Origin of the sequence: Mycolicibacterium chengduense (assembly GCF_033741155.1) — a bacterium.
Lineage (GTDB): Bacteria > Actinomycetota > Actinomycetes > Mycobacteriales > Mycobacteriaceae > Mycobacterium.
Genome location: NZ_JAWQNH010000003.1, coordinates 870,966 through 889,539, shown reverse-complemented (window position 1 = coordinate 889,539; position 18,574 = coordinate 870,966). Strand labels below are relative to the sequence as shown.

Genomic DNA, 18,574 nt, shown 5'->3' with positions numbered 1-18,574 from the left:
TGATCGTGAGAGCAGGCGGGGAGGACGTCAGATGCAGGGGCTAGTACTGCAGCTGACACGGGTCGGTTTCCTGTTGCTGCTGTGGTTGTTCATCTGGTCGGTGCTGCGCATCCTGCGCACCGATATCTACGCCCCGACCGGGGCGGTGATGGTGCGCCGCGGACTGGCGCTGCGGGGATCGCTGCTGCCCAACCGGGAGCGGCGCCACATCGCCAGGCACATGGTGGTCACGGAGGGAGCGCTGGCCGGCACCCGGATCACCCTGGGCAGCCAACCGGTGCTGATCGGGCGAGCCGATGACTCGACGCTGGTGCTCACCGACGACTATGCGTCGACACGGCACGCCAGGCTGTCCCCACGGGGCTCGGAATGGTACGTCGAGGACCTAGGATCGACCAACGGTACATACCTTGACAGGGCGAAGGTGACGACGGCGGTAAGGGTTCCGATGGGAACGCCGGTACGAATCGGCAAGACGGTAATCGAGTTGCGGCCGTGACACTAGTTCTACGGTATGCGGCGCGCAGCGACCGCGGGCTGGTGCGCGCGAACAACGAGGACTCGGTGTACGCGGGTGCCCGGCTGTTGGCCTTGGCCGACGGCATGGGCGGTCACGCCGCGGGCGAGGTGGCCTCCCAGCTGGTGATCGCGGCGCTGGCCCACCTCGACGACGACGAGCCGGGCGGTGATCTGCTCAAGAAGCTCAACGACGCGGTGCACGAGGGCAACTCGGCCATCGCCGCGCACGTGGAGGCCGACCCGGAACTGGAGGGCATGGGCACCACGCTCACGGCGATCCTGTTCGCGGGCAGCCGGCTGGGCCTGGTGCACATCGGCGACTCCCGCGGCTACCTACTGCGCGACGGCGAGCTGACCCAGATCACCAAGGACGACACCTTCGTCCAGACCCTGGTGGACGAGGGCCGCATCACCGCCGAGGAGGCCCACAGCCATCCGCAGCGATCACTCATCATGCGCGCCCTCACCGGCCACGAGGTGGAGCCCACCCTGATCGTGCGGGAGGCCCGCGTCGGTGACCGGTATCTGCTGTGTTCGGACGGACTGTCCGACCCGGTCAGCCACGACACCATCCACGAGGCCCTGCAGATACCCGATGTGGTGGACAGCGCAGACCGGCTCATCGAGCTGGCTTTGCGCGGCGGGGGTCCAGACAACGTCACCGTGGTGGTGGCCGACGTCGTCGACTACGACTACGGCCAGACCCAGCCGATCCTGGCCGGGGCGGTGTCCGGGGAGGACGACGACACCCTCCCCCCTAATACCGCGGCGGGGCGGGCATCGGCGTTCAATCCCCGCCGCATCGCCCCGAAAAGGGTTGTGACGCAACAGGAGGAACTCCCAAAAGCACACCGCTCCAAGCGGCGTCTGGTGATAGCGGGAGTCGTGGTGTTGTTGGTCGTGCTGGCCGGCTTGGCGGTCGCACGGGAGATCATCCGCAACAACTACTACGTCGGTGAGCGGGACGGCACCGTTTCGATCATGCGCGGCGTGCAGGGCTCCTTTCTGGGGATGGCCCTGCAGGAACCGTTTCTGGTGGGCTGCCTCAACCCCCGAAACGAGTTGTCGCTGATCAGCTTTGGCCAGTCCAAAGACAACCTGAACTGTGAACTGTTCGGCGTCGACGACATCCGGGAATCCGAACGCGCCCAGGTGACGGCGGGCCTGCCCGCCGGCACCCTGGACGACGCGATCAACCAGATCAACGAATTGGTCCGCAGCTCGCTGCTGCCGATCTGCGCCCCGCCGGCCCCCGCACCGAAGCCGACCCCGAAACCCGCCCCGGCACCGGCAACCCCGGCGCCCACCACGTCGGGGGCAGCAGCGCCCAGCACGACGGGCACCTCACCGGCGCCCGCGCCGACGTCCACCCCGGCGCCGACTCCGACCACCAGCGCGGCTGCCCCGCCGACTCCCGCTGGGTCTCCCACGCCCGGCCCTGCGTCACCCCCGCCCAGTCCCACTGGGTCTCTTCCGCCCACCACTGTGTCTCTCCCGCCCACCACCCAGGCACCGACCGTCACGGCCCTGCCTCCCTCACCGCCGGAGCCGGGCACCACCTGCCGGACGGCGTCATGACCACCGCCCCCCAGTCGCCCGTCGCCGTCACACCGCCGCTGCCCAACCGGCGCAACGCCGAACTGGGATTGCTGGGCTTCGCCGCCGCCATCACCACCGTGGCCCTGCTGATCGTCGAGGCCAACCAAGAGCAGGGCCTGAGCTGGGATCTGCTGCAGTACACGGTGGCCTACCTGGCGCTGTTCGCCGGGGCACACCTGGCCATCCGCCGGTTCGCGCCATACGCCGACCCGCTGCTGCTGCCGGTGGTCGCCCTGCTGAATGGGTTGGGGCTGGTGATGATTCACCGCCTCGACCTGGCCGCGGCACCGATGAACCAGGACAGCCCGACCGCCAACCAGCAGATGTTGTGGACGCTGGTCGGCGTCATCGCGTTCTCGGTGATCGTGATCGCCGTGCCCGACCACCGGGTGCTGGCCCGTTACGGCTACCTCTGCGGACTCACCGGCCTTGCGCTGCTTGTCATTCCGGCGTTGCTACCCGCGCGGTTCTCCGAACAGAACGGCGCCAAGATCTGGATCCAGTTCCCGGGCTTCTCCATCCAGCCCGCGGAGTTCTCCAAGATCCTGCTGCTGATCTTCTTCTCCGCCGTCCTGGTGGACAAACGCGAACTGTTCATCAGCGCCGGAAAGCACGTCCTGGGAATGGATCTGCCGCGCCCGCGCGATCTGGCCCCCCTGCTGGTGGCCTGGATCGCCTCGGTCGGGGTGATGGTGTTCGAGAAGGACCTGGGCACCTCGCTGCTGCTGTACGCGTCGTTTCTGGTGCTGGTCTACGTGGCCACCGGCCGGCTGTCCTGGGTACTCATCGGTCTCGGCTTGTTCGCGGTGGGAAGCGTTGTGGCATACCACCTCTTCGGGCACGTCCGGGTCCGCGTGCAGAACTGGATCGACCCGTTCGCCGATCCGGACGGCGCCGGCTTCCAGATGGTGCAGTCGCTGTTCAGCTTCGCCACCGGCGGCATCTTCGGCACCGGGCTCGGCAACGGCCAGCCGGGCACCGTGCCCGCCGCCTCAACGGATTTCATCATCGCCGCCGTCGGTGAAGAACTCGGCCTGGTCGGGCTGGCCGGCGTGCTGATGCTCTACACGATCGTCGTGATCCGCGGGTTGCGCACCGCGATCGCCGTGCGCGACAGCTTCGGCAAGCTGCTGGCCGCCGGGCTGGCCTCCACGCTGGGCATCCAGCTGTTCATCGTCGTGGGCGGGGTGACCAAGCTGATCCCGCTGACCGGGTTGACCACACCGTGGATGTCCTACGGCGGTTCGTCGTTGGTGGCCAACTACATCCTGCTGGCCATCCTGGTGCGCATCTCGCACGCCGCACGCCGGCCCATCACCACCGGCCGCGGCCCCAACCCGAGCCCGATCGCATCGGCCAGCACCGAGGTGATCTCGAAAGCATGAACACCGCGCTACGCCGCCTGTCCGTCACGATCATGGTGCTGATCGTGCTGCTTCTCGCCAACGCCACCTTCACCCAGGTCTTCGCCGCCGACGCCTACCGCGCCGACCCCCGCAACCAGCGGGTGCTGCTCGATGAATACTCACGCCAGCGCGGCCAGATCTCGGCAGGCGGCCAGCTGCTGGCCTACTCGGTCTCCACCAACGGCCGCTTCCGCTTCCTGCGGGTCTACCCGAACCCGCAGACCTACGCCCCGGTCACCGGCTTCTACTCGCTGCAGTACTCGAGCACCGGTCTGGAACGGGCCGAGGACGCCATCCTCAACGGTTCCGACGAACGGTTGTTCGGGCGGCGGCTGGCCGACTTCTTCACCGGCCGCGATCCCCGCGGCGGCAATGTCTCGACCACCATCAACCCGCAGGTGCAGCAGGCCGCCTGGGACGCCATGCAGCGCGGCTGCGACGGTGCCTGCAAGGGCGCGGTGGTGGCGCTGGAACCGTCCAGCGGCAAGATCCTTGCCATGGTGTCCGCCCCGTCGTACGACCCCAACGAGCTGGCCAGCCATGACGGCAGCGTGCAGTCCGCGGCCTGGCAGCGGCTGCGCGACAACCCGGACAACCCGCTGGTGAACCGCGCCATCTCGGAGACCTACCCGCCGGGGTCGACGTTCAAGGTGATCACCACCGCGGCCGCGCTGCAGGCCGGCACCACCCCGGACACCCCGCTGACGGCGGCCGCCCGCATCCCGCTGCCGAACAGCACCGCAACCCTGGAGAACTACGGCGGGTCCACCTGCGGCAACGGCCCCACCGCGACGCTGCGTGAGGCGTTCGCGCGGTCCTGCAACACCGCCTTCGTCCAGCTCGGCATCGACACCGGCGCCGACCGGCTGCGCGGGGCCGCCCGCGCGTTCGGCCTGGACGATGCGCCGGTCCAGATCCCGCTGCAGGTCGCCGATTCCACCGTCGGTCCGATCGACGACGCCGCCGCGCTGGGCATGTCGAGCATCGGACAGAAGGACGTCGCGATGACACCCTTGCAGAACGCGATGGTGGCGGCCACCATCGCCAATGACGGCGTCACCATGACGCCCTACCTCGTCGATGGCCTCAAGGGCCCTGACCTCTCGAATATCGCCACCACCGCCCCGCAGGAGCTGCGGCGGGCAGTGTCGCCGCAGGTCGCGGCTACACTGACTGATCTGATGGTCGGCGCCGAGCAGGTGACACAGCAGAAGGGAGCCATCGCCGGCGTGCAGATCGCATCGAAGACGGGCACCGCCGAACATGGGACGGATCCCCGCAACACCCCACCCCACGCCTGGTACATCGCGTTCGCCCCGGCACAGGCCCCCAAGGTGGCCGTCGCCGTACTCGTGGAGAATGGTGGGGACCGATTGTCCGCCACCGGCGGCGCGGTGGCCGCCCCGATCGGGCGAGCGACCATCGCCGCTGCTCTGCGGGAGGCATCATGACGGCCCGGGTGGGTGTGACGCTGTCCGGACGCTACCGGCTGCAGCGTCTGATCGCGACCGGCGGCATGGGCCAGGTGTGGGAGGGTTTGGACACCCGGCTCGGCCGCCAGGTGGCCATCAAGGTGCTCAAGGCCGAGTTCTCCACCGACGCCGAGTTCGTCGACCGGTTCCGCGGCGAGGCCCGCACCGTGGCCATGCTCAACCATCCCGGCATCGCCAGCGTCTACGACTACGGCGAGACCGAGCTGGAGGCCGGTGAAGGCCGCACCGCCTATCTGGTGATGGAACTCGTCAACGGCGAGCCGCTGAACTCCGTCATCAAACGCACCGGCCGCTTGTCGCTGCGCCACGCACTGGACATGCTCGAGCAGACCGGTCGCGCCCTGCAGGTCGCGCACACCGCCGGGCTGGTGCACCGCGACGTGAAACCCGGCAACATCCTGATCACCCCGACCGGGCAGGTGAAGCTGACCGACTTCGGAATCGCCAAGGCGGTCGACGCCGCGCCGGTCACCCAGACCGGCATGGTGATGGGCACGGCGCAATACATCGCACCGGAGCAGGCGCTGGGCCGCGACGCCACCGCCGCAAGCGACGTGTACTCGCTGGGAGTCGTTGGCTACGAATCACTTTCGGGCAAGCGGCCGTTCACCGGGGACGGCGCCCTTACCGTCGCGATGAAGCACATCAAGGAGCAGCCCGCCCCGCTGCCGGCCGACCTGCCGCCCAACGTGCGCGAGCTCATCGAGATCACGCTGGCCAAGGAGCCCAACCACCGGTACCGCTCCGGCGGCCCGTTCGCCGACGCCGTCGCGGCGGTGCGCGCCGGCCGGCGCCCGCCCCGGCCCAACCACGCGCCCACCATCGGCCGCGCCACCCCGGCGGCCATCCCGTCGACCACGCAGGTCCGGGCCGCCGCGGCCGCCGAGTACCGGCCACCGGCCACCGCCGCGCGGCCCCGCCCGGCCACCGGCAGCCATCGCACGCCGCCGCCGCGGCGCACCTTCTCACCCGGTCAGCGGGCCCTGCTCTGGGCCGCCGGCGTGCTCGGCGCGCTGGCGATCATCATCGCCGTCTTGATCGTGCTGAATGCGCAGGACAAAAAGGACCGCCCGGTGCAGCAGCAGACGTCGACCAGCACCACCGTCATTCCCGTGCCGCCGTCCTCGCCGCCCAGTGGGTCCCCGTGACCACCCCCCAGCACCTCTCCGACCGCTACGAGCTGGGTGAGATCCTCGGCTTCGGCGGCATGTCGGAGGTTCACATCGCGCGGGATGTGCGCCTGCACCGTGATGTCGCGGTCAAGGTGCTGCGCGCGGACCTGGCGCGCGACCCCAGCTTCTATCTGCGGTTCCGTCGGGAAGCCCAGAACGCGGCCGCGCTGAACCACCCGGCGATCGTGGCCGTCTACGACACCGGTGAGGCCGAGACGCCCAACGGGCCGTTGCCCTACATCGTCATGGAGTACGTCGACGGCGTCACACTGCGCGACATCGTGCACACCGACGGTCCGATGGAGCCCAAGCGCGCCATCGAGATCATCGCCGACGCCTGCCAGGCCCTGAACTTCAGCCACCAGCACGGCATCATCCACCGCGACGTCAAACCCGCGAACATCATGATCAGCAACAGCGGCGCGGTGAAGGTGATGGACTTCGGCATCGCCCGCGCGCTGGCCGATGTCGGCAACAGCGTCACCCAGACGGCCGCGGTGATCGGCACCGCGCAGTATCTGTCGCCCGAGCAGGCCCGCGGTGAGCCGGTGGACGCCCGCTCCGACGTGTACTCGCTGGGCTGCGTTCTCTACGAAATCCTCACCGGTGAGCCACCTTTCGTCGGTGATTCGCCGGTGGCGGTGGCATATCAGCATGTCCGCGAGGACGCCGACCCGCCGTCCAAGCGGCACGCGGGAATCTCACCGGAGCTGGACGCGGTGGTGCTCAAGGCACTGACCAAGAACCCGGAGAACCGGTATCAGAGTGCGGCCGAGATGCGCACCGACCTGATCCGGGTGCACAGCGGCGAGGCGCCCGAGGCACCCAAGGTGCTGACCGACGCCGAGCGCACCCACATCCTGACCGCACCCCAGCCGCACGCGCGGGCCCTGCCGACCGAACACATCCCGGCCGCCGGCGGTTACGCCCCACCTGGCAACAGCGGGTCGGTCGGCCGCTGGCTGATCGCGGTCGCGGTGCTGGCGGTGCTGACCGTAGTGGTGACCATCGCAATCAACGCGATCGGTGGCAAGCCGCGCGATGTGCAGGTGCCCGACGTGTCCGGGCAAGCCTCGGCCGATGCCATTGCCGCGCTGCAGAACCGTGGCTTCAAGACCAATATCGCGCGCAACCCGGACTCGAAGGTGCCACCCGACCACGTCATCGGCACCGACCCGAGCGCCAGCGCCTCGGTGAGCGCCGGGGACGAGATCACCGTCAACGTGTCCACCGGGCCCGAGCAGCGCGAGGTGCCCGACGTGTCCGGCCTGAGCTACGCCGACGCGGTCCGCAAGCTCACCTCGGCCGGGTTCGGCAAGTTCAAGCAGGCGCCGTCGTCCTCGGCGCCCGAGCTCAAGGACCGGGTGGTCAGCACCGTGCCGCCGGCCAACTCGACATCGGCCATCACCAACGAGATCACCGTCGTGGTGGGCACCGGACCGCAGACCAAGGCGGTCCCGGACGTCACCGGCCAGCCCGAACAGGGGGCGCGCAACAACCTGCAGATCCTGGGCTTCACCGCCGTACTCACGGCCCCGATCGCCAGCCCGCGCCCGGCGGGGGAGGTGGTGGCCACCGACCCGGTCGCCGGCACGGTGGTGCCGCTGGACGCCCCGATCACGCTGAAGGTGTCGCTGGGCAATCAGTTCGTGATGCCCAACCTGGTGGGCCAGTTCTGGGTGGACGCCGAGCCGAATCTGCGGGCACTGGGCTGGACCGGTGTACTGATCAAGGGTGCCAACGTGGACAACAGCGGGCTGCGGTCCAATGCGGTGGTGACGCAGAGTCCCTCACCGGGTAGCGGTGTGGGTTACGGCGACTCGATCACGCTGAGCTTTGCGTCGTAGCGACCGGCTCAGCCGACTGTCGTAGCGGCCGCCACGGTATCGGCGACTTCCTGCTCGAGGCGGCGGACCAGCTGCTCGTCGGGGGCCTGCCCGCAGAAGCCCAGCCAGTTGGCCAGCATCCGGTGCCCGCCCTCGGTGAGGATGGATTCCGGATGGAACTGCACGCCGTGGATGGGTAGCTCGGTGTGCCGGACGGCCATGATGACGCCGGAGTCGGTGTGCCCGATGGCCTCCAACACGTCCGGTTTGGTCTCCGGCAGGATGGTCAGCGAGTGGTACCGCGTGGCGGTGAAGGGATCCGGAAGGCCTTGCAGCACACCGACATCGGAGTGGTGCACCAGGCTGGTCTTACCGTGTAACAGTTCCGGCGCGCGGTCCACCGTGCCCCCGAACGCCACCCCGATGGCCTGGTGTCCCAGGCACACGCCGAGCAGCGCAGTGCCGGTATCGGCGGCGGCATGCACCAGCGGGATGGACGCCCCGGCGCGTTCCGGGGTGCCGGGGCCGGGGGAGAGCAGGATGCCGTCGAACTGCTCGGCGATGGCGCGTGGATCGGCCAGCCGCTCGTCGTCATTGCGCCAGACCTGCGCGTGCACGCCGAGCTGACCCAGGTACTGGACCAGGTTGAATACGAAGCTGTCGTAGTTGTCGACGACCAGAACCTGCATGCGACCAGGCTACTGCGACGAACCAACCGGTTAATACCCGAGCGGTCCGGCGGGCTTGGCGTACTTCATCCGGACCGGCGCGGTGTATCCGGCCAGCTCCACCGACGGTTGCGCCACCTCGCTGTAGCCCAGGCCGAACCGCACGACGTACTGCTTGTAGAGGGTCACCAGCGGGGCGGCGGCCAATGCGGCCTGCATGGCCGGCACGTCACCGATCGCGGTGATGACATACGGCGGGCTGTAGGTGCGTCCGCCCAGCAGCAACGTGTTGCCGACGCAGCGCGGCACCGACGTGCCGATGATCCGCTGATCCTGGACCTGGATGCCGTCGGCGCCGGCGCTCCACAGCGCGTTGAGGACGGCCACGATGTCCTGCTGGTGCACCACCAGGTCGTCCGGCGCGGCGTCGCGCGGGAAGCGGCCCTCCGCGTCGCGTTGCGCGTCGTTGAGGGTGATCACCAGCCCGGGCCCGCGTTCGGGGTTCAGCCCGGCCTGTTCGGCCAGCCGATCGGAACGCGTGGTGATGGCGTGTAGGGCGGCGTCGGCGCCGGGGGAGCCGCCGTGGTGATTGTCGATGGCGGTGACCAGCTGATCACGCTGCGCAGCGAGCCGATCCACCCCGATCTGCGCCTCACGCACCAGGTCCACCAACCGCGGCGCGTCACTGCGCCGGATCTCACCGCCGCCGGACACGCCATGCGTCGCCGCCAACAGCAGACCCGCGAGCAGACACACCACCGGCACGCCGAAACGCCAGGCCGAGCGCGGTCTCCCAGAATTCTCGGCGGGGGCGGACGCTGCGTTAGGCTCAGTGGTCAATGCCGGCATCCCATCCGGCCACGTGTTCCATCGTCTCCAAAGGTAACCATGCCCAAGTCCAAAGTTCGCAAGAAGAACGACTTCACCATCAACCCGGTGAGCCGGACCCCGGTGAAGGTGAAGGCCGGGCCGTCGAGCGTGTGGTTCGTGGTGCTGTTCGTGGGGTTGATGCTGATCGGGCTGTTCTGGCTGCTGGTGTTCCAGCTGGGCGCCACCGGCCTGAACGCTCCGACGTGGCTGCACTGGATGGCCGACCTCGGCCCGTGGAACTACGCGATCGCCTTTGCTTTCATGATCACAGGGTTGTTGCTCACCATGCGGTGGCGCTGAGGTGGCACTCCGCCGGAATGAATTCATTCTGGCTTCGAACTGTTACCCAGCTGGCTACCGCGGCGTCACCCAATCACAACGTTGTGATTCATCCCCATTGGGGATAGCGCCTGTGGATAACTGCAAACCCCGCGGTAGGACCGGGTTCTGACGCCATGCAGCAAACAATGTGGGGGCCTAAGCCCGCAGGGATTCTTGGCATCGGATTTGCCGGAGCTGTGATGGCCGTAGCCGTTGTGACTGTGGTCACAGACGGCCCCGGACGTGTCCTGGGCGGTGTTGCCGCGGTGGGGTTGCTGGCCTTTGCAACGATGTCGTGGGTGAGCCGGCCGAAGCTGGCAATCTCCGGTGAGGGTGTGGTGGTCCGCGGTTGGTGGCGCAGCCGGACGTTGCGCCGGGCCGATATCGCGACCATCCGGATCACCGAATTCCGCCGGCTGGCCCGCAAGGTCCGGCTACTCGAGATCGACACCGCCGACGATCGGCTCTACGTGTTCACCCGCTGGGATCTGGGCACCAGCCCGCTGGACGTGCTCGACGCGCTCACCGATGCCGGGTACGCGGGCCGCTGACCCAGCCTTCAATACAAAAGTGCGGTTCCATACGCGACGCGCGGGGCGAGGCGTATGGAACCGCACAAATGGTGAAGCTCAGGAGATGGTGACGGACTCGATCACCACCGGCTCGGTGGGCCGGTCGCTGCGGTCGGTCGCCGTGGTGGCGATGGCGTCGACGACCTTCTGCGAGGCCTCGTCGACGACCTCACCGAAGATGGTGTGCCGGCGGTTCAGGTGCGGGGTCTTGCCGACGGTGATGAAGAACTGCGAGCCGTTGGTGCCCGGCCCGGCGTTGGCCATGGCCAGCAGGTACGGCTTGTCGAACTGCAGTTCCGGGTGGAACTCGTCGGCGAACTGGTAGCCGGGGCCGCCGCGCCCGGTGCCGGTCGGGTCACCGCCCTGGATCATGAATCCGTCGATGACACGGTGGAACACGGCGCCGTCGTAGAACGGGCCGGAGGTGCTGCCCGAGGCGTTCTCGGTGCTGTAGTCCTTGGTGCCCTGCGCGAGGCCGACGAAGTTGGCGACCGTCTTGGGGGCGTGGTTACCGAACAGGGCGATCTTGATGTCGCCGCGGTTGGTGTGCAGCGTCGCGGTGGCTGTCTGAATGGGGCTCGTCACGGATTGCAGTCTGCCATCCGGTCTTGTGGGCGCCTTTCGAGGCCCCTCCGGCAGCGCACCCGTACCGCGTCGGCAGGGTTTGGTGGCAGGCTGGGGAGGCGTTTTCCCGCCCGCCTGCGAAAGAGGTGCCCATGAGTTCCAACACGGATGTCCGGCTGACGTCGGGACAACGGCTCGCGCGTGGTCTGAAGTACTCCGTGGTGGGCCCGGCGGACCTCACCCGGGGCGCCTTGGGCGTGGGTGTGAGCTCGGCGTTGTCGTCGGTGTCGTGGCTGGGGCGCAAGCTCCGCAAGGAGGACGTGGTGCCCGAGCCGCGCCGGCGCAAGCCGCTGCTGTGGATCGCGATCGGGGCCGTGGTGCTCGCCGGTGGGGCGGCGACGTTCTCCATCGTGCGCCGGTCGACCCGCCCGGAGCCGTCGTCGCTGCCGCCCAGTGTCGAGGTCACGCCCAAGCCGTAGGGCGTCAGCCCAGCGGGCTGCTGGGCAGCCCCGTGATGGGCAATCCGGCCGGCAACCCGGCACTGGGCAGCCCGGTGCTCGGCAACGCCGGGATGTTCAGTCCGGCAGTGTTGGTCACGCCGGACAGCGTCTGCAGTGGATCGGTCGCCGCGCCGGTGACACTCTGCATCGGGTTGATGGCCGACGCCGCGCCCGTGAGGGCTCCTGGCAAGTGCCCGTTAGCAAGTGAGTTGATCCAGGACGGGCACTGGTTCTGGATGACGAGGTTGGTGACGCCACCGGCCACCGCGCCACCGAGGCCGTTGCCGTTGGCGCTGTAGGAGTTGTTGGCGAAGTTGCTGCCGGCCTGCGCGATCAGCGGGCAGAACATCTCGCCCAGTTGCGCGATCATCGAGCTGATGGGCCCGTTGTTGCCCACGCCGACATCGCTGAGGACGGTGTTGACGGGATCGGCTGCGGCCTTGGGCATGGACCACCACATCGCGGCGATCATGATGGCCACCGCGACGAGCACCGGGCGCAGCACCGTGGCGAGCACGTCGCCGATGCGCACCACCGCGCGGCCGAGTGTCCGGCGGGAGGCCCAGTCCGGCAGGGTCTGGTGGTACAGCGCAATCGTCATGTCGTTCCCCTTGTTCCCCGACGGCATCGTCCGCGTCGCGCGGCAATGTCACTTTGGTAACGGTGGGCTACAAAGGTCACGTTTTTAACACGGGACGGTCACCATTCGAACCCTATGCGTTTCGCTGCACCGCCCTGTGGCGGTTTGGTGAGAGCATGGCCGGTTTACTAAACGGCTACTAAGAGATTGCGCGGTTACCTTAACGAAAATTGGGCGCGCGCAACCGAATCCGCGAAGCGGTCGATGGGGAGATTCCGGCGCGCGCCGAGAGAAGAGCGGTTGTGGAGCCTAGGAGATTCGAACTCCTGACATCTGCCTTGCAAAGGCAGCGCTCTACCAACTGAGCTAAGGCCCCTTAGGGGTTCGCAGGGTCTGCGGCGGTGTGCCAGACTTCGGCGCCGTGTCGCGATCGCCACACGACGGCTGCGGCCAGAACTGCCGCGAGCACTACCACCAGCTTCATGGTGTAACCCTTCCGTGGGCCTAGGAGGACTCGAACCTCCGACCTCTTCGTTATCAGCGAAGCGCTCTAACCGCCTGAGCTATAGGCCCGTGTGACCACTCGATTTCTCTGACCGGCCGAGCGACGAGATTACCGTAACGGGCCCCGTCTTCCCAAACCGCGTGAAATCAATCCCGATCCGCCAGCGTCACCTCGACCCCGCCCACCAGGTCGGTGGTGAGGTTGTAGATGAAAGCACCGGCGGTCGCCATCGCGGTCAGCAGCACGATGTTCACCAGACCGATCAGTGCGGCACCGCCGAAAATCGTTCCGCTGGAGACCAATTCGCCGCCGGTGCCGCTGTTGCTGGTGAGCAGATCGCCGACGTTGCTGTTCAGCTTGCTCCACACGCCCATGCCGCCGAGCACCAGGTACAGGAACGCCACGGCGATCATCCAGACGAAGAACAGCGCAGCCGAGAGCACCAGCGAAACCTTCAGCGTGCTCCACGGATCGATGCGCCGGATCTGCATGCTGGCCCGCACCGGACCCTGTTTGCGGTTGGCCACCTGTACCCGCCCGGGCGGGGGAGCGGGCCGAGATTCGGCCGCCGCGGCGCGCGCCGGGCGCGGTGGCGGGCCGGACAGGTCCGGCAGCTCACTGGCGTAGTTCTCCGACCGGGTGGGCTCCGGCCGCTCGGTGCGGGCGGGCAACACCTCGGTCTCCCGCGGCGCGTTCTGCGGGGGACCGGCGGGCGTCTCCCGGGCCGGTGCACTGCCCCCGGCGATGAACCGGTTCAGCCTGGCATCGACCCCTTGGGGATGCGCCGGACGGTTCCCGCCCTCGGTGGGACGGGCGCCTTCGGCCGGACGCGGGGCATTGGTGCCCTCAGCCGGCCTGCCGGCGGGAGCCGAATCAGCCGGCCTGCCGGCCCCAGCCGAATCTGCCGGCCTGCCGGCTCCAGCCGAATCTGCCGGCCTGCCGGCCGAAGCCCGGGCCGCCGGCCCGCGCTGCCACGGGGGCACTTCACCCTCGGGGACCGCACCCGGCACCCCGGCCGCGCCGTTGGCGCTACCGGGGCCCTCGCTGGGCCGCGAGTGGCCGGGTTCCTTCGGTGACGTCACCTGAGGTGCTCCTTAGCTCAAAGCCCCGGAGGGCTGGGTGCTGGCGGTACTGCCGCAGTGGCATCCGGCAGTCACGCTACGCGTCCGTCGACTCATCGCCAGCGGCCTGATCGCCTTCGGCCTCGACCGCTTCGCCCTCGGAGGCTTCCACGCCGCCTGCTTCGACCTCGGCTGTTTCGACGTCGCCGCCTTCCACGTCGACAGCATCGGCCTCGTCGGATTCCTCCGCGTTGTGTGCGATGGCAATCAGTGTGTCGCCCTCACCGAGGTTCATCAAGCGCACACCCTTGGTCTGCCGGCCGGCCTTGCGCACCTGACGTGCCGCCGTGCGGATCACACCACCACCGGAGGTGATGGCGTACAGCTCGGTGTCATCGTCGACGATCAGCGCACCCACCAAACTGCCGCGGCGCCGGTCGTACTGGATGGTCAAGATGCCCTTACCACCGCGGCCCTGCACCGTGTACTCCTCGATGTCGGTGCGCTTGGCGTACCCGCCGGCCGTCGCGACGAGTAGGTAAGTGCCCTCCCGGACCACGTTGAGCGACAACAACCGGTCATCCTCGTTGAACCGCATGCCCTGCACACCCGAGGTGGCCCGGCCCATCGGCCGCAGCGCCTCGTCGGTGGCCGAGAACCGGATGGACTGCCCGTTGGCCGAGACCAGCAGCAGGTCGTCCTCGGCCGAGCAGAGCACGGCGCCGACCAGTTCGTCGCCTTCACGCAGGTTGATCGCGACGATGCCGCCCGAGCGGTTCGAATCGAAATCGATCAGCTTGGACTTCTTCACCAGACCGTTGCGGGTGGCCAGCACCAGATACGGCGCGTCCTCGTAGCTCTTGATCTGGATGACCTGAGCGATACGTTCCTCGGGCTGGAAGGCCAACAGGTTGGCCACATGCTGGCCCCGCGCCGTGCGTGACGCCTCCGGCAGGTCATATGCCTTGGCCCGGTACACCCGGCCCTGGGTGGTGAAGAACAGGATCCAGTCATGCGTCGAGCACACGAAGAAGTGGTTGACGATGTCGTCCTGCTTGAGACCCGCGCCCTGCACACCCTTACCGCCGCGCTTCTGGCTGCGGTACAGATCGGTCTTGGTGCGCTTGGCGTATCCGGTCTCGGTGATGGTGACGACGACGTCCTCACGCTGGATGAGGTCTTCGTCGGTGACGTCACCGTCCGCGGCGATGATCCGGGTACGACGTTCGTCACCGTGCTTCTCGACGATCTCCTTGAGCTCGTCGCGCACGATGGCGCGCTGACGCTCCGGCTTGGCCAGGATGTCCTCGAGGTCGGCGATCTCGGCTTCGATCTTGGCCAGGTCGTCGACGATGCGCTGGCGTTCCAGGGCGGCCAGCCGGCGCAGCTGCATGTCGAGGATGGCTTGGGCCTGGATCTCGTCGACGTCGAGCAGTTCCATCAACCCGCTGCGCGCGACATCGGCATTGGCCGACGCCCGGATCAACGCGATGACCTCGTCGAGGGCGTCGAGCGCCTTGACCAGACCACGCAGGATGTGGGCGCGTTCGTTGGCCTTGCGCAGCCGGTACCGGGTGCGCCGGATGATCACATCGAGTTGGTGCGCAACGTAATACCGGATCATCTGATCCAGCCGCAGGGTGCGCGGCACGCCGTCGACGATGGACAACATGTTGGCACCGAAGCTGGTCTGCAGCTGGGTGTGCTTGTAGAGGTTGTTCAGCACCACCTTGGCGACCGCATCGCGCTTGAGCTCCACCACGATCCGCAGACCCACCCGGTCACTGGACTGGTCCTCGATATTGGAGATCCCGGTCAGCTTGGCGTCGCGGACCTGTTCGGCGATCGAGGTGATGAAGTTGTCGTGGTTGACCTGGTAGGGCAGTTCGGTGATGACGATCGAGGTGCGCCCGCGCGAGTCCTCCTCGATCTCGACCACGCCGCGCATCCGGATCGATCCGCGGCCCGTGGTGTAGGTGTCGTTGATGCCCTGGGTACCGACGATCAGACCGCTGGTGGGGAAATCGGGGCCCTTGACGCGCTCACACACCGCGGCCAGGGTGGCCTCTTCGTCGGCCTCATGGTTCTCCAGGCACCAGTACACGGCCTCGGCGAGCTCGTTGAGGTTGTGCGGCGGGATGTTGGTGGCCATCCCGACGGCGATACCGCCGGAACCGTTGGCCAGCAGGTTGGGGAACCGGCTGGGCAGAACCGTCGGCTCCTGCACCCGGCCGTCGTAGTTGGGGATGAAATCGACTGTCTCCTCGTCGATTTCGCGCAACATCTCCATGGCCAGCGGGGTGAGCCTGGCCTCGGTGTACCGCATGGCGGCGGCGGGGTCGTTGCCCGGTGAGCCGAAGTTGCCCTGGCCGTCGACCAGCGGGTAGCGCAGCGACCACGGCTGGGCCATCCGGACCAGGGTGTCGTAGATCGACGCGTCGCCGTGCGGGTGGTAGTTACCCATCGTCTCGGCCACCGAGCGCGCCGATTTGGCATGGCTGCGGTCCGGCCGGAAACCGGAGTCGTACATGGCGTAGAGCACCCGCCGGTGTACCGGCTTAAGGCCGTCGCGGACCTCGGGCAGCGCGCGGCCGACGATGACGCTCATCGCGTAATCGATGTAGCTGCGCTGCATCTCGTGCTGGATATCGACCGGTTCGATGCGGTCGGACGTGCCGTCGCCGGGGGGCAACGTGGTGTCAGTCATGAAATTTCCTCAGTGGGTCAGACGACTAAACGTCAAGGAATCGAACGTCTTTGGCATTTCGGGTGATGAAGCTGCGGCGCGCCTCGACGTCCTCGCCCATCAGGATGGAGAACAGTTCGTCGGCCGCGGCGGCGTCGTCGAGGGTGACCTGGCGCAGCACCCGCACCGACGGGTCCATGGTGGTCTCCCACAGTTCCTTGGCGTCCATCTCACCGAGACCCTTGTACCGCTGGATACCGTCGTCGGTGTTGATCCGCTTGCCGGCCTTCTTGCCTGCCTCGAGCAGACCGTCACGCTCGCGGTCGGAGTAGGCGAATTCCGGTTCGCTGCGTTGCCATTTCAGCTTGTACAGCGGCGGCTGCGCCAGGAAGATGTGCCCGTTCTCCACCAGCGGCTTCATGAACCGGAACAGCAGTGTCAGCAGCAGGGTGGAGATGTGCTGGCCGTCGACGTCGGCGTCGGCCATCAGCACGATCTTGTGGTAGCGCAGTTTCGTGATGTCGAACTCGTCGTGGATACCGGTACCCAGCGCGGTGATGATCGCCTGGACTTCGGTGTTCTTCAGCACGCGGTCGATGCGGGCCTTCTCGACGTTGATGATCTTGCCGCGCAGCGGCAGGATGGCCTGGAACATCGAGTCCCGGCCGCTCTTGGCCGAGCCACCGGCCGAGTCACCCTCCACCACATAGAGTTCGGATTTGCTCGGGTCGGTGGACCGGCAGTCGGCCAGCTTGCCGGGCAACCCGCCGATGTCGGTGGCACTCTTGCGCCGCACCAGCTCCCGCGCCTTACGCGCGGCGATGCGGGCTTGTGCTGACGAAACCGCTTTGTTGACAACGGTTTTGGCTTCAGCAGGGTTGGCGTCGAACCAGTGCTGCAGTTCTTCGTTGCAGATTTTCTGGACGAAGGACTTCACCTCGGTGTTGCCGAGCTTGGTCTTGGTCTGACCCTCGAACTGGGGCTGGGCCACCTTCACCGAGATGACGGCGGCCAGGCCTTCGCGGATGTCGTCACCGGTGAGGTTGGGGTCCTTGTCCTTGAGGAGCTTCTTGTCCTTGGCGTACTTGTTCACCACGGTGGTCAGCGCCGCGCGGAAACCCTCTTCGTGGGTGCCGCCCTCGTGGGTGTTGATGGTGTTGGCGAAGGTGTGTACCGACTCCGAGTAGCCGGCGTTCCACTGCATCGCGACCTCGACCTCGTGGCCGGGGCCCTTACCGTCGAAATCGATGACGCTGGGCTGGATCGCGGTCTTGGTGCGGTTGATGTGCTTGACGAAATCCACCAGGCCGCCGGGGTAGTGGAAGGTCCGGTGCTTGACCTTGTGCGGTGCCGCGGCTTCCGCGGCCTTCTCCTCCGCGGACTTCGGCGCCTCGGCGGTATCGCCGACCACCTCGTCGACCACTTCTTCCGGGGTGACCCGCTCATCGGTGAGCTCGATGGTCAGGCCCTTGTTCAGGAAGGCCATCTCCTGCAGGCGCCGGGCAATGGTCTCGAAGTCATAGGTGGTGGTCTCGAAGATGTCCGGGTCAGCCCAGAACCGGATGGTGGTACCGGTCTTCTTGGTCTTCTCACCCTGGCGCAGGGTGCCGGGCACCGACCGGTCGTAGGTCTGGAACCATTCGTGGCCGTCGGTGCGCACGTCGGCTTCCAGTCGGGTGGACAGCGCGTTGACCACCGAGACGCCGACGCCGTGCAGACCACCGGACACCTGGTAGGCGCCCTCTTCGAACTTGCCGCCGGCGTGCAGCACGGTCATCACCACGTCGATGGTGGGGATGCCGGTGGCGTGCATGGCCACCGGGATGCCGCGGCCGTCGTCGGTGACCTGGACGCCGCCGTCCTCGAGCAGGCGTACGTCCACCTTGGTAGCGAAACCGGCCATCGCCTCGTCTACGGCGTTGTCGACGACTTCCCAGACCAGGTGGTGCAGACCTCGCTCACCGGTGGAACCGATGTACATGCCAGGACGTTTGCGGACCGCTTCGAGGCCTTCGAGCACTTTGATCGAATCGGCACCGTACTCATTCTGGGCAGCCACGTTGGACGCGTCTCCTTGGGGTTCGCGGGGGGCGGTAGCGACTACCACCCACAGATCTGGTCACAGTCTACCGGCACATTCGCACGGCACTGAATCTGTGGCGGCGTTTCCACGCACCTAAACGCGGCGTCTGTGGAATTTCTCGGTCCTGGGTGCGTCCTGACGCCTGAGGA

General features: G+C 67.5%; 15 protein-coding genes, 2 tRNA genes and 1 pseudogene. 9 read left to right on the top strand and 9 right to left on the bottom strand.

Annotation, left to right across the window (positions count from 1 at the left end):
* The first annotated feature begins 31 nt into the window (after window positions 1–31).
* From SBI67_RS14745 to pknB, 6 genes are read left to right on the top strand one after another with little or no spacing between them, the layout of a single operon-like run.
* Window positions 32–499, top strand: coding sequence for an FHA domain-containing protein FhaB/FipA (locus SBI67_RS14745; protein ID WP_318981243.1), 468 nt, complete (start codon window positions 32–34; stop codon window positions 497–499).
* Entirely contained in the window at window positions 496–2,097 is a 1,602-nt protein-coding gene (locus SBI67_RS14740; protein ID WP_318981242.1) for a PP2C family protein-serine/threonine phosphatase, read from the top strand. Before SBI67_RS14745 ends, SBI67_RS14740 begins: the two co-directional genes overlap by 4 nt.
* Window positions 2,094–3,503, top strand: a complete 1,410-nt coding sequence (locus SBI67_RS14735) for a peptidoglycan glycosyltransferase RodA (protein WP_318981241.1) — start codon at window positions 2,094–2,096, stop codon at window positions 3,501–3,503. The genes SBI67_RS14740 and SBI67_RS14735 overlap by 4 nt, the downstream gene beginning before the upstream one ends.
* The gene (gene pbpA, locus SBI67_RS14730; RefSeq protein WP_318981240.1) at window positions 3,500–4,975 is read left to right on the top strand and encodes a D,D-transpeptidase PbpA; all 1,476 of its coding nucleotides are present in this window, start codon (window positions 3,500–3,502) and stop codon (window positions 4,973–4,975) included. The genes SBI67_RS14735 and pbpA overlap by 4 nt, the downstream gene beginning before the upstream one ends.
* Window positions 4,972–6,165 carry a protein kinase domain-containing protein gene (locus SBI67_RS14725; protein ID WP_318981239.1) on the top strand — a complete coding sequence of 398 codons (1,194 nt, stop codon included), beginning with the start codon at window positions 4,972–4,974 and terminating at the stop codon, window positions 6,163–6,165. Before pbpA ends, SBI67_RS14725 begins: the two co-directional genes overlap by 4 nt.
* Window positions 6,162–8,036, top strand: coding sequence for a Stk1 family PASTA domain-containing Ser/Thr kinase (pknB, locus tag SBI67_RS14720; protein ID WP_318981238.1), 1,875 nt, complete (start codon window positions 6,162–6,164; stop codon window positions 8,034–8,036). The genes SBI67_RS14725 and pknB overlap by 4 nt, the downstream gene beginning before the upstream one ends.
* A gap of 8 nt (window positions 8,037–8,044) precedes the next feature.
* Here pknB and SBI67_RS14715 read toward each other — a convergent pair whose 3' ends face one another.
* Both SBI67_RS14715 and SBI67_RS14710 read right to left on the bottom strand, forming a co-directional pair.
* Complete coding sequence (locus SBI67_RS14715) at window positions 8,045–8,704, bottom strand: aminodeoxychorismate/anthranilate synthase component II (protein WP_318981237.1); 660 nt, start codon at window positions 8,702–8,704, stop codon at window positions 8,045–8,047.
* A 30-nt stretch (window positions 8,705–8,734) separates the two neighbouring features.
* Window positions 8,735–9,532, bottom strand: a complete 798-nt coding sequence (locus tag SBI67_RS14710) for a DUF881 domain-containing protein (RefSeq protein WP_318981236.1) — start codon at window positions 9,530–9,532, stop codon at window positions 8,735–8,737.
* 39 nt (window positions 9,533–9,571) lie between these two features.
* Here SBI67_RS14710 and crgA point away from each other — a divergent pair, with 39 nt between their 5' ends.
* Window positions 9,572–9,853 carry a cell division protein CrgA gene (gene crgA / locus SBI67_RS14705; protein ID WP_266047949.1) on the top strand — a complete coding sequence of 94 codons (282 nt, stop codon included), beginning with the start codon at window positions 9,572–9,574 and terminating at the stop codon, window positions 9,851–9,853.
* A 155-nt stretch (window positions 9,854–10,008) separates the two neighbouring features.
* On the top strand, window positions 10,009–10,425 hold the full coding sequence (locus SBI67_RS14700) for a PH domain-containing protein (RefSeq protein WP_318981235.1): 417 nt from the start codon (window positions 10,009–10,011) through the stop codon (window positions 10,423–10,425).
* A 78-nt stretch (window positions 10,426–10,503) separates the two neighbouring features.
* Here SBI67_RS14700 and SBI67_RS14695 read toward each other — a convergent pair whose 3' ends face one another.
* Window positions 10,504–11,031: a peptidylprolyl isomerase gene (locus SBI67_RS14695; protein WP_024452499.1), complete on the bottom strand. Its 528-nt coding sequence runs from the start codon at window positions 11,029–11,031 to the stop codon at window positions 10,504–10,506.
* A gap of 131 nt (window positions 11,032–11,162) precedes the next feature.
* Between SBI67_RS14695 and cwsA the strand changes: the two genes are divergently transcribed.
* The gene (gene cwsA, locus SBI67_RS14690; protein WP_318981234.1) at window positions 11,163–11,489 is read left to right on the top strand and encodes a cell wall synthesis protein CwsA; all 327 of its coding nucleotides are present in this window, start codon (window positions 11,163–11,165) and stop codon (window positions 11,487–11,489) included.
* 4 nt (window positions 11,490–11,493) lie between these two features.
* On the opposite strand, the gene SBI67_RS14685 is transcribed toward cwsA, so the two are convergent.
* The 6 genes and pseudogenes from SBI67_RS14685 to gyrB all read right to left on the bottom strand — a co-directional run bounded on the left by SBI67_RS14685 (window position 11,494) and on the right by gyrB (window position 18,401).
* Complete coding sequence (locus SBI67_RS14685) at window positions 11,494–12,111, bottom strand: hypothetical protein (RefSeq protein ID WP_318981233.1); 618 nt, start codon at window positions 12,109–12,111, stop codon at window positions 11,494–11,496.
* A 282-nt stretch (window positions 12,112–12,393) separates the two neighbouring features.
* Window positions 12,394–12,466, bottom strand: a tRNA-Ala gene (locus SBI67_RS14680).
* Between the two features lie 123 nt (window positions 12,467–12,589).
* Window positions 12,590–12,663: transfer RNA gene (locus SBI67_RS14675), tRNA-Ile, on the bottom strand.
* A gap of 78 nt (window positions 12,664–12,741) precedes the next feature.
* On the bottom strand, window positions 12,742–13,677 hold the full coding sequence (locus SBI67_RS14670) for a DUF3566 domain-containing protein (RefSeq protein ID WP_318981232.1): 936 nt from the start codon (window positions 13,675–13,677) through the stop codon (window positions 12,742–12,744).
* A 166-nt stretch (window positions 13,678–13,843) separates the two neighbouring features.
* Window positions 13,844–16,363, bottom strand: a pseudogene (gene gyrA, locus SBI67_RS14665) (DNA gyrase subunit A); the annotation flags it as partial.
* Between the two features lie 25 nt (window positions 16,364–16,388).
* Window positions 16,389–18,401, bottom strand: a complete 2,013-nt coding sequence (gene gyrB / locus SBI67_RS14660; RefSeq protein ID WP_318981230.1) for a DNA topoisomerase (ATP-hydrolyzing) subunit B — start codon at window positions 18,399–18,401, stop codon at window positions 16,389–16,391.
* Between the last annotated feature and the right edge of the window lie 173 nt (window positions 18,402–18,574).

Bases quoted from the DNA above. Each gene is read 5' to 3' on its own strand.
- crgA (WP_266047949.1), top strand. From the start codon at position 9,572: ATGCCCAAGTCCAAAGTTCGCAAGAAGAACGACTTCACCATCAACCCG.
- SBI67_RS14685 (WP_318981233.1), bottom strand. From the start codon at position 12,111: ATGACGATTGCGCTGTACCACCAGACCCTGCCGGACTGGGCCTCCCGC.
- cwsA (WP_318981234.1), top strand. From the start codon at position 11,163: ATGAGTTCCAACACGGATGTCCGGCTGACGTCGGGACAACGGCTCGCG.
- SBI67_RS14735 (WP_318981241.1), top strand. From the start codon at position 2,094: ATGACCACCGCCCCCCAGTCGCCCGTCGCCGTCACACCGCCGCTGCCC.
- SBI67_RS14715 (WP_318981237.1), bottom strand. From the start codon at position 8,704: ATGCAGGTTCTGGTCGTCGACAACTACGACAGCTTCGTATTCAACCTG.
- SBI67_RS14710 (WP_318981236.1), bottom strand. From the start codon at position 9,532: ATGCCGGCATTGACCACTGAGCCTAACGCAGCGTCCGCCCCCGCCGAG.
- SBI67_RS14700 (WP_318981235.1), top strand. From the start codon at position 10,009: ATGCAGCAAACAATGTGGGGGCCTAAGCCCGCAGGGATTCTTGGCATC.
- pbpA (WP_318981240.1), top strand. From the start codon at position 3,500: ATGAACACCGCGCTACGCCGCCTGTCCGTCACGATCATGGTGCTGATC.
- SBI67_RS14745 (WP_318981243.1), top strand. From the start codon at position 32: ATGCAGGGGCTAGTACTGCAGCTGACACGGGTCGGTTTCCTGTTGCTG.
- SBI67_RS14725 (WP_318981239.1), top strand. From the start codon at position 4,972: ATGACGGCCCGGGTGGGTGTGACGCTGTCCGGACGCTACCGGCTGCAG.